Origin of the sequence: Moorena sp. SIO1F2, assembly GCF_010672755.1 — a bacterium.
Taxonomy (GTDB): Bacteria; Cyanobacteriota; Cyanobacteriia; order Cyanobacteriales; family Coleofasciculaceae; genus Moorena.
The window spans coordinates 1-8,547 of record NZ_JAAHFV010000284.1; the positions used below are offsets into that span (position 1 = coordinate 1).

Sequence of the window (8,547 nt, forward strand, 5' to 3'; positions counted from 1 at the left end):
TTCCAAAGCAGACTATGAATTTAATTAAAGAACGCCTAAAACAAGCACAAGATATTGCTAAACAACAAGATTAATAGCACCAAGGATAAAATAATGCCAGATTATACTGTAAGCTCAGGTAACATTTTTGCAGATTTAGGATTTATTAATGCTGAAGAAAAGTTGGCTAAGGTTAAACTAGCTTCACTCATTTACGATCTGATTGATGAAAGACAACTGACTGATTCAGATGTAGCTATGATTTTAAAAATTGAGCCTCCTCAATTCATGGATTTAAAAAATGGTCGCTTGCAAGGGTTTTCCTTGGAAAAGCTATTATTTTTTTTGGTAGCATTAGGTCAAACTATTGAAATTAGCGTCAGTCCAAAACCCGAAACTGTATCTAGTGGGAAGATACAAGTAATCCGTCAATCTTATGCTTGAATGTAACCGTTGAAGGGGTAAGTGACTGTTGGGCTCCCGACTCCCGACTCCCTAAAAAAAATCGGTCAAGCGCGTAGCGCATTAGCTGACAGCTGACAGCTGATAGCACCTCAAGTAGCGTGCGCGTAGCGCATATGCTTACGATTAGATTAATTAACAATCCCTTCACCTATACCAAAACCAGTATACTGGCGTACTTCAGGTTCATGAAAAGCTAAAATAATATCCTGTTTTGGAACTCCCATTTCCACTAATCGGTTGGCAAGTCCTTCTTCGGTGCCGTCATGCTGAATCCAAATTTTTCCACCCTTGATATCAACATGTAAAATACAGCCAAAATCACGTTTATTGCCACGCCAACCAACATAGAGCAGTTGGTAGTGATCCTGCTCTGTATCAAAGACAGTCTGAACCTCGTACTCTGGTGCAATTGTTTGCCGTGAAGCCCGTTGAGCACGTTCGGAAAGAAGATGTCGAATATACTGGCGATATTGCTCTACAGCCATTGAACAATTACCTCCTGTTTCACATCATAAATTAGTAATCTAATCTGATAACGATCAACTGCTGCCATGATGAAGCATCGCTGGAAAAAACTCTCATAAATTGGCTCTCGCACAGCCAAATAAAGCTGGCGATTGGCTTCCATCCTTGCCAGTGCATCTCGGTAGTTGAGGAATTGCCCCAATGCCATATGAAAGTCCGAAACCTTGGATGGGCTGATAAAACTTTTGACTTCAACAGCAATTTTATGATTTTTTCGTTCTGCTGCTAATAGTTTTTCCGCTCCTAAATCAATATCAAAATAGACATCATCGATCCTAATTTCGTAAGGGTCTGCCGTAATCGTCCAGTTGTCTTTTTCTAAAGCAGTTCTAACAACAAAATGAAACCGATCTTTAACCATATCAACCTTTTCAGCATAGATCGTTTAACCCCGTCTACGTTAATTTAATAAACCTAGGGATATTGCAGTCTCTCCCTGCTGATTCGCACTTGTCTTGCACTCCTTCAGACATATCAGACTATTTAGATGGCACTACATTGTATTGTATATTATACGAATCCCTTTGTACCTCATGGGAAACAGAATTGCTATATTTGGCCTACCGACTCCCGATTCCCGACTTCCTAAAAAAAATCGGTCAAGTTTGGTTAAACCCAATTCTTGACCGCATTCAAGTTTTGAATATGCCACAAGAACAGCTTTAGCTGTACTTATATGATAACAACTCCAAATCGACTATTACATTGTTGTTGAATTACTCAGCAACTACTGGAAACCAACAACATCCCAACTCATACTGCTTCATCCTGCTTCACAAAACAATTTTCGCAACATAACCCTCACGATTCCTGTGGGCCAGGGATGAAAATCCCTGGCAAATTCCTATCCTAGTCTACATAAAAGTATCGAATGAAAAACGTCATCACCTGACCAGGTTTTCCGGTAGGCTCCGGAGTGCTCCATTCGTCCGGGTGTGCATACTTAAGGGCATACACCGCATTAATGGTATTGCGAACCTGTTCAGGAGTACCGACCAAGACGTGCTTGGCTTTTTTGCACTTACGGCATTGGTCACCAGAGTTTTCTGGGGAATTAGGATTGTTGAGATTGTCATCTGAGTTGGGATTAATGTTGTTAGTCATTTGGAGTTCCGTGTTTGAACTAGGTATAATATTAATATATTAATTTATTTACTAATTGTCAAGGGGTTTGGGAATTTTTTTTTATTAATAAATAAGGAATCGGGAATCGGGAATCGGGAATCGGGAATCGGGAATCGGGAATAAATTAATCGTAGGGTGGGCAGTGGTTCAGACGGATAATATCAGGTTGTAATAGATTTAATCGGCACTGCCCACCCTACATCTGCTCCGAAGTCCCTGCTCCCTTTTCCCTAAAACCCAATCCTAATGTCCCGATAAACTAATCAGTAAAACTCCCAATACCATAATTGCTGCTCCAGTTGCTCTTTCCTGAATTCCCGGTTCTTTAAAAATTAGACATCCTAAGATTACACTAATTAAAGCACTCATGCGTTTAACAGCAATCACGTGGCTAACAAAGGTCATTTCGAGAGCTGTCATTTGGCACAAAATTGCTCCAGCCTGAAAGAAACCAATAGGAACTATAGACAGTAAGTATTTTGGAATTTGGTTTAATTTACCTCTTGATTTATACAGCATAATAAATCCCATCCCTGTAGCAATAAAGGTATGCAGTGCAATTGCCCAAAATATTGGTGAAGAATTTTCTACCCCCACCTTATCAACGTTGGCCGTAATACTAAAAATTACAGCTGCGGTTAACATTAACTTAGGACCTCGTTGCTTCAGTAGCCCTTTAAAAGGGGCGAGGTAACCGTTTCTTTTTTCTTTCAAATTCAAGCTATAAGACCCAAGTACAATCATCATAATCCCTACCATATCTAAGGGGGTAGGATATTCTCCAACAATGATTGGGGATGTCACTAATAAAAATAACGGGGTAAAGGTCACAAAGGGAACGGTAATGGATAAGTCAGAGCGACTCAATGCTTGGATATACAAGCTCATGGCCACCACATTCAGAGACCCTCCTACCATTAATGCTAAGCCAAAATCTCGGCCTAGTTCGGGAATTTCAATAACAAAAAGGAGGGGGAGTAAAACCGGCAAAGAAAAAAAGAATAACGCCCAAGAAACAATGTAAGCATCAACATTTTTGAGCCCTCTCTTACTGGTCAAATCCTTGCCAGAAGCAAAAAGAGCTGTTAGACTAGCGAATATCAACCAAAGCATAGTAGTGCTAACGTGTAGTTTAGTCAGAATAGAGATAATGAGTGAATGACGGGAGCATGTCAATTTTGTTAATCCCTGATTCAGATCCCCCATTATCCCCCTTAAAAAGGGTTAATTGTGAATCTAATTCCCCCTTAAAAAGGGTTAATTGTGAATCTAATTCCCCCTTAAAAAGGGTTAATTGTGAATCTAATTCCCCCTTAAAAAGGGTTAATTGTGAATCTAATTCCCCCCTTATTTAAGGGGGGCTAGGGGGGATCTATGTACATAATTACAAAGGTGACATGCTACCGAGAATGACAGACTTAACTAGCCTAGCTTAAGACATAAGTTAAGGCATAAGTTAAGCTATAGTTAAATTCCGGGTGGTTAACTGTTGACTGTTGACTGTTGACTGTTGACTGTTACCCGTCACTAAGCAACCCTAGAAAAGTAGATAAGTTAACTAAAACAGTTACTAAAACAGTTAACTGCATATCAGCAGAAGCAGTTAGCGATTAAGCATTCAGCCGTCAGCCGTCAGCCGTCAGCTAAAAGCTCACGCGTGCGCGTTCAGCTTAAAAAAAATTTCAAGTCTGGGGAAAAGCCCTTGGCCGTTGGCCACGCTACGGGAACAGCGTGGCACAGCCTTCGACGCTATGACGTAACTCAGCATTATTCGAATGGTTACCTTTTTTATTCAAAAGCTGTTAGGTTTAGCTTTCCCATAACCCATAACCCATCAGCTGATAGCTGATAGCTGAATGCTTACGTTAGCGATCGCACTGACGCAGTTAGCTTTTAAATCATCATTTGTTAACCCTATATCCCCATCAGTCCTAACAGAATGTAAGCTAAGGCACATTTAGCAATGGTTAACTAGTGCTTAACTAATGGTGGAGGGTTGGAGCAGCTAGATGGGTAAAGGGGATAGGGTCAAAGCGATGTAGTCGGCCAAAGGGGGAAACCCCCACTCGCCCTTTGCATCAAGACAATGAACAATTTTATTTTATAGTGACCTCCGGAGAACTCAACTGGTATATTATGGGCGGGTGTGTTCACCGAAAAGGGCACATCTGTAAATTCCCTACTTCGACACACAGGTATTAAGTCATGCAAACACAATTCTTGATATCGAATCAGAGTATGAACAAATATATGAGGTTAACTACCAAATTATTAGTCCTGGTTGCTCTCCTAGGAGCAGTTAGTGCTTGTAAGGGTCGCCAAATCGAAGAGGCTCCCCAGAGTGCAAATCAAGTAGAACCACTTCCTGAACCTGAGGAACAAAAGGCTTCTCGCTTTAACATTCCCTTCTTTAATCTGGGTAGGAACCAGGATGAGGCAACACCAACTGATCCAGAAGTGTCAGAAGACCCATCAATTACAGAAGGGGAAGCACTGAGTATTCAACCAGAGCAACCGTTCGAACAAGCACAGGCAAATACAACTAATACCTTTGCCGAGCCAGAGGAGGATACTGTTGCTCAAGGAACTACCGTGATCAGTGAGTCTAGTGCTCCAGCGAGTACAGCAAGCTCAGCAACTACAGGAAGTTCTGGTACAGTAGTATACGAAGATAATGACCCCATACCAGCTCTATGGTAAAGGGCAGCACCTGTAGTTGTTTAAAAGGTTGGGGAAGAGATTAGGGATTGGGGATTAGGGGATGGGTGAAAAGGAGAAAGGATGAAAAATAAAGGATGAAAAATAAAGGTTGAAGTAGAAAGCATGAACAATAAAGGTTGAAGGAAGAAATGGGTTTATCGGACTTAAGGTTGACTAAAAACGTTATCCACAACCTACGAGTTACACTTCCCACTTCCCACTTCATACTTAATAGTTCATCATTGATACTTCATACTTAATAGTTCATCCTTGATACTTCATCCTTGATACTTTCCCCAATCCCTAGTCTCCACTCTCCTTAACCTATGAAAGCAGCAAGTGACATTCTGATTATTGGCGGTGGCATTATCGGTTTAGCGATCGCTGTAGAACTGAAGCGGCGTGGGGCAACAGTAACTGTTGTCACCCGCAATTTCCAAGAAGGTGCCACCCTAGCTGCAGCGGGAATGTTGGCACCCTTCTCAGAAGCGCTCCCCATCGGTCCCATGCTAGATTTGGGCCTGTGGTCCCACTCACTGTATCCTCAATGGTGTACCAAACTGGAACAGATGACTGGTGTGGCAACGGGCTATTGGCCCTGTGGCTTTTTAGCACCGGTCTATGAAGGGGCACCAGGAAATCAGCAACAGCAGGTCAGCAACAAAACCGGAGTTGCTGACTGGTTAGATAAAGATACGATTCATTGCTATCAATCAGGTTTAAGCTCAGAAGTGGTTGGTGGTTGGTGGTACCCAGAAGATGCTCAGGTGGTCCCCCAAGCACTCAGTAAAGCCCTGCGACTGGCTGCCCAAGAATGGGGAGTAGACCTACGTGAAGGCATAGCTGTGGAGGCAATTCAGCAACACAATCGCTTAGTCTCTGGGATTAGAACCTCCGCAGGGGAACTCCATGCAGACCATTATGTCCTAGCAACTGGAGCCTGGTCTAATCAACTATTGCCCTTGCCAGTGGCTCCAAAAAAAGGTCAGATGCTGTCAGTAAAAGCCACTAAAAATTATCAACACCCCTTGCCACTACAGCGAGTGTTATTCAGCTCTGAGGTTTATCTAGTCCCCCGTCGAGATGGACGAATTTTGATTGGTGCAACAGTAGAGGATGTAGGTTGGCAGCCTGACAACACTACTGCTGGAATTAACCGTTTGTTAAAATCAGCTATCCGGCTATATCCGGAAATTCAACACTGCTCGATTCATGAGTGTTGGTGGGGATTTCGACCAACCACACCTGACCAATTACCAATTCTTGGCACTAGTCCATGCCAAAACCTGAGCTTGGCTACTGGTCACTATCGCTACGGTATTTTGCTGGCTCCGGTGACCGCTTTGTTGCTGGCTGACCTGATTGAGAAGCAAAAGTCTGACCCATTGTTAGATCAATTTCGATACGACCGACCTTACCATCAACCAGCCTCAAATCAAAGCATTCCTAATCTTAGTCCTAATCTTAGTCATCATCTCAGTGTATCTAGTAACTCCTCCTCAACACCAGTGCTGCACTATAATTCTGCTACGGTCCGGGACTCTCACTCTGACAATGGGACGGAACCACCGGATTTACTAACCATTGCGGGAAAAACCTTTCGGTCTCGTCTGATGACTGGCACAGGTAAGTATGACTCTCAACAGGTAATGGCTAAAAGTATTGCGGCTAGTGGCAGTGAAATTGTAACGGTGGCCGTGCGTCGGGTACAAACTAAAGCACCAGGACACGAAGGGCTAGCGGAATCCCTGGATTGGACGAAACTGTGGATGTTACCCAATACCGCAGGCTGTAAAACGGCGGAAGAAGCGGTGCGAGTGGCACGGCTTGGTCGGGAAATGGCGAAGCTATTGGGTCAAGAAGACAATAATTTTGTGAAACTGGAAGTGATTCCTGATCCTAAGTATTTACTCCCTGACCCCATTGGTACTCTAGAGGCAGCAGAGCAACTGGTAAAAGAAGGGTTTGCCGTTTTGCCCTATATTAATGCGGATCCCTTATTAGCCAAACGCCTAGAAGAGGTAGGATGTGCGACGGTGATGCCTTTGGGTTCACCCATTGGTTCGGGACAGGGCATCAAGAATGCTGCCAATATTGAAATCATCATTGAGGAAGCTGGAGTTCCGGTGGTGGTAGATGCTGGCATAGGTAGCCCCAGTGAAGCCACCTATGCCATGGAGTTAGGGGCAGATGCTTTATTGATTAATAGTGCGATCGCATTAGCAGGTAATCCTGTCATGATGGCAAAAGCCATGGGAATGGCCACCGAAGCTGGTCGTCTGGCTTACCTAGCTGGTCGTATTCCAGTTAAAAACTATGCTAGTGCTAGCTCACCCCTCACTGGTACCATTAGCTAGCTGATATAGCAGTTCTCAATTAGGTGAGGTACTACGCCCTTGGGGTTGCGCGGGAGTAGGGAGTAGGGAGTAGGGAGTAGGGAGTAGTAAAAAAACCTGTGTACCTGATGATTCTGAGAACTGCTATAAATACATATATCAAATAATTTGTCAAGGTCTAGGACTGGATTAATAGTTTAGATTAACAAATCAAGCTGATCAGGAAAACTGAAGAGTATTTATACCAATTTTTGTTACATTCTTTGTTACATTTATATATATAAAGTAAAAAAAGGTTGTAATCAATGCCATATACAGTAGAAGACGGCGGACGTTTGAACAATTTTGCTAAAGAGCCAAAAGTGTACCAGGCAGAGCCACCCACTGCAGCAGAAAAGCGCAACTACCTGATCTTGGGTGTAACAGCTCTGATTTTAGTAAGTGGCTTGATCTTTGTGGCTTTTTCAGCCTCTGGTGTGAGCTAGGTACTGCACAGAAGAAAGCTGTTGAAAAGCCAATTCAGTTCAAGCGTCCGGTCGCCATTAAAGCTTTTTGATGGCTTCCATCGCTTCTTGGTAATTTTCAGTTCTGCCTTGTTCTTGGAATAAATCAGCCGCTTTTTTGAAATCCTGAATCGCTTCCTCAACCTTATTGAGGTCAAGGCTTGCTAGACCCCGTTTATAAAACGCATCGGCAAAAGTGGGTTCAATTTTTAGAGTTTCTGTGTAATCAGCTACAGCAGCTTGATACTGTTTGAGATTACTACGAGTTAAACCACGCTGGTAGTAAGCCATAGCATTTTTAGGATTAATCGACACAGCTCGATCGTAATCGGCAATTGCTTGGAAATAGTTCTCTATTTCAGAGTAGGCATTACCTCGACTGAGATAAACCGTATCATTATCGGGTGTCAGAGTAATAGCCTTGGAAAAATCAGCGATCGCTTCGATGTACTTCTTTTGCACAAAATAGGCATAGCCACGGTTGCTATAGGCTTCACCATAGTCGGTTTTAATCTTGATAGCAGCAGTGTAGTTATCAATCGCTTCTTGATAATTCCCCTGAATGTGGTGGACGTAGCCAAGATTGTAGTTGATATCAGGGTCATAGGGTTCCAGCTGCAAAGCCTGTTTGAAATCTGCCATTGCCTCTCGATAATTACCATTATCTAGTTGATCCACGCCCCGGTTGTAGAATTCCACAGCACTCATTCGGGGTATAGTCCTCACAGGCAATTCCGTATTAAAAGGGTCTTTCTCAACAGTGGGTTTTTCAGAATTGGCTGGCTGGGAAGGTTTGGCTTCAGAATCAGCCGGTTTTTCTTGGGAAGGTTGGGCTTGAGTATTAGCTGGTGGCTCTTCGGCAGGTTGGGCTTGAGTATTAGTTGGCTCTTTCTCAGAGGTCGGCTCTTGATTAT

General features: G+C 43.1%; 11 protein-coding genes and 1 pseudogene. 6 read left to right on the forward strand and 6 right to left on the reverse strand.

Annotated elements, in window-relative coordinates; all coding sequences use genetic code 11:
• Nucleotides 1–93 precede the first annotated feature (93 nt).
• Nucleotides 94–423 carry a helix-turn-helix domain-containing protein gene (locus F6J94_RS25385; RefSeq protein WP_293028523.1) on the forward strand — a complete coding sequence of 110 codons (330 nt, stop codon included), beginning with the start codon at nucleotides 94–96 and terminating at the stop codon, nucleotides 421–423.
• 149 nt (nucleotides 424–572) lie between these two features.
• Here F6J94_RS25385 and F6J94_RS25390 read toward each other — a convergent pair whose 3' ends face one another.
• Both F6J94_RS25390 and F6J94_RS25395 read right to left on the reverse strand, forming a co-directional pair.
• On the reverse strand, nucleotides 573–929 hold the full coding sequence (locus F6J94_RS25390; protein ID WP_293028519.1) for a XisI protein: 357 nt from the start codon (nucleotides 927–929) through the stop codon (nucleotides 573–575).
• Nucleotides 920–1,330, reverse strand: coding sequence for an element excision factor XisH family protein (locus F6J94_RS25395; protein WP_293045226.1), 411 nt, complete (start codon nucleotides 1,328–1,330; stop codon nucleotides 920–922). Before F6J94_RS25395 ends, F6J94_RS25390 begins: the two co-directional genes overlap by 10 nt.
• 89 nt (nucleotides 1,331–1,419) lie before the next feature.
• Between F6J94_RS25395 and F6J94_RS25400 the strand changes: the two genes are divergently transcribed.
• A complete protein-coding gene (locus F6J94_RS25400) occupies nucleotides 1,420–1,635 on the forward strand; it encodes a hypothetical protein (RefSeq protein ID WP_293045228.1) in 216 nt (71 codons plus the stop codon).
• Nucleotides 1,636–1,818: 183 nt separating this feature from the next.
• On the opposite strand, the gene F6J94_RS25405 is transcribed toward F6J94_RS25400, so the two are convergent.
• Complete coding sequence (locus tag F6J94_RS25405; protein ID WP_293045230.1) at nucleotides 1,819–2,073, reverse strand: hypothetical protein; 255 nt, start codon at nucleotides 2,071–2,073, stop codon at nucleotides 1,819–1,821.
• A gap of 264 nt (nucleotides 2,074–2,337) precedes the next feature.
• Nucleotides 2,338–3,207: an EamA family transporter gene (locus F6J94_RS25410; RefSeq protein ID WP_293045232.1), complete on the reverse strand. Its 870-nt coding sequence runs from the start codon at nucleotides 3,205–3,207 to the stop codon at nucleotides 2,338–2,340.
• A gap of 1,137 nt (nucleotides 3,208–4,344) precedes the next feature.
• Here F6J94_RS25410 and F6J94_RS25415 point away from each other — a divergent pair.
• The 3 genes and pseudogenes from F6J94_RS25415 (at nucleotide 4,345) to F6J94_RS34425 (ending at nucleotide 7,151) form a co-directional block, all read left to right on the forward strand.
• Nucleotides 4,345–4,794, forward strand: coding sequence for a hypothetical protein (locus F6J94_RS25415; protein WP_293045234.1), 450 nt, complete (start codon nucleotides 4,345–4,347; stop codon nucleotides 4,792–4,794).
• Between the two features lie 326 nt (nucleotides 4,795–5,120).
• Nucleotides 5,121–6,158, forward strand: a pseudogene (gene thiO, locus F6J94_RS34420) (glycine oxidase ThiO); the annotation flags it as partial.
• Nucleotides 6,159–6,377: 219 nt separating this feature from the next.
• Nucleotides 6,378–7,151 (forward strand): thiazole synthase, encoded by a 774-nt coding sequence (locus F6J94_RS34425; RefSeq protein WP_367142269.1) that lies wholly within the window; start codon nucleotides 6,378–6,380, stop codon nucleotides 7,149–7,151.
• Nucleotides 7,152–7,182: 31 nt separating this feature from the next.
• On the opposite strand, the gene F6J94_RS25425 is transcribed toward F6J94_RS34425, so the two are convergent.
• Nucleotides 7,183–7,305 (reverse strand): hypothetical protein, encoded by a 123-nt coding sequence (locus F6J94_RS25425; protein WP_293028490.1) that lies wholly within the window; start codon nucleotides 7,303–7,305, stop codon nucleotides 7,183–7,185.
• A gap of 130 nt (nucleotides 7,306–7,435) precedes the next feature.
• Between F6J94_RS25425 and F6J94_RS25430 the strand changes: the two genes are divergently transcribed.
• The gene (locus F6J94_RS25430; protein WP_293028487.1) at nucleotides 7,436–7,615 is read left to right on the forward strand and encodes a ssl1498 family light-harvesting-like protein; all 180 of its coding nucleotides are present in this window, start codon (nucleotides 7,436–7,438) and stop codon (nucleotides 7,613–7,615) included.
• Between the two features lie 57 nt (nucleotides 7,616–7,672).
• Here the strand turns inward: F6J94_RS25430 and F6J94_RS25435 are convergent.
• The coding region (locus F6J94_RS25435) for a tetratricopeptide repeat protein (protein WP_293045237.1) at nucleotides 7,673–8,547 on the reverse strand (875 nt) is incomplete at its 5' end.

What these genes read in the sequence shown, in the direction of transcription:
- F6J94_RS25385 (WP_293028523.1), top strand. Translation starts at nt 94, where the DNA reads ATGCCAGATTATACTGTAAGCTCAGGTAACATTTTTGCAGATTTAGGA.
- F6J94_RS25390 (WP_293028519.1), bottom strand. Translation starts at nt 929, where the DNA reads ATGGCTGTAGAGCAATATCGCCAGTATATTCGACATCTTCTTTCCGAA.
- F6J94_RS25395 (WP_293045226.1), bottom strand. Translation starts at nt 1,330, where the DNA reads ATGGTTAAAGATCGGTTTCATTTTGTTGTTAGAACTGCTTTAGAAAAA.
- F6J94_RS25405 (WP_293045230.1), bottom strand. Translation starts at nt 2,073, where the DNA reads ATGACTAACAACATTAATCCCAACTCAGATGACAATCTCAACAATCCT.
- F6J94_RS25410 (WP_293045232.1), bottom strand. Translation starts at nt 3,207, where the DNA reads ATGCTTTGGTTGATATTCGCTAGTCTAACAGCTCTTTTTGCTTCTGGC.
- F6J94_RS25415 (WP_293045234.1), top strand. Translation starts at nt 4,345, where the DNA reads ATGAGGTTAACTACCAAATTATTAGTCCTGGTTGCTCTCCTAGGAGCA.
- F6J94_RS25430 (WP_293028487.1), top strand. Translation starts at nt 7,436, where the DNA reads ATGCCATATACAGTAGAAGACGGCGGACGTTTGAACAATTTTGCTAAA.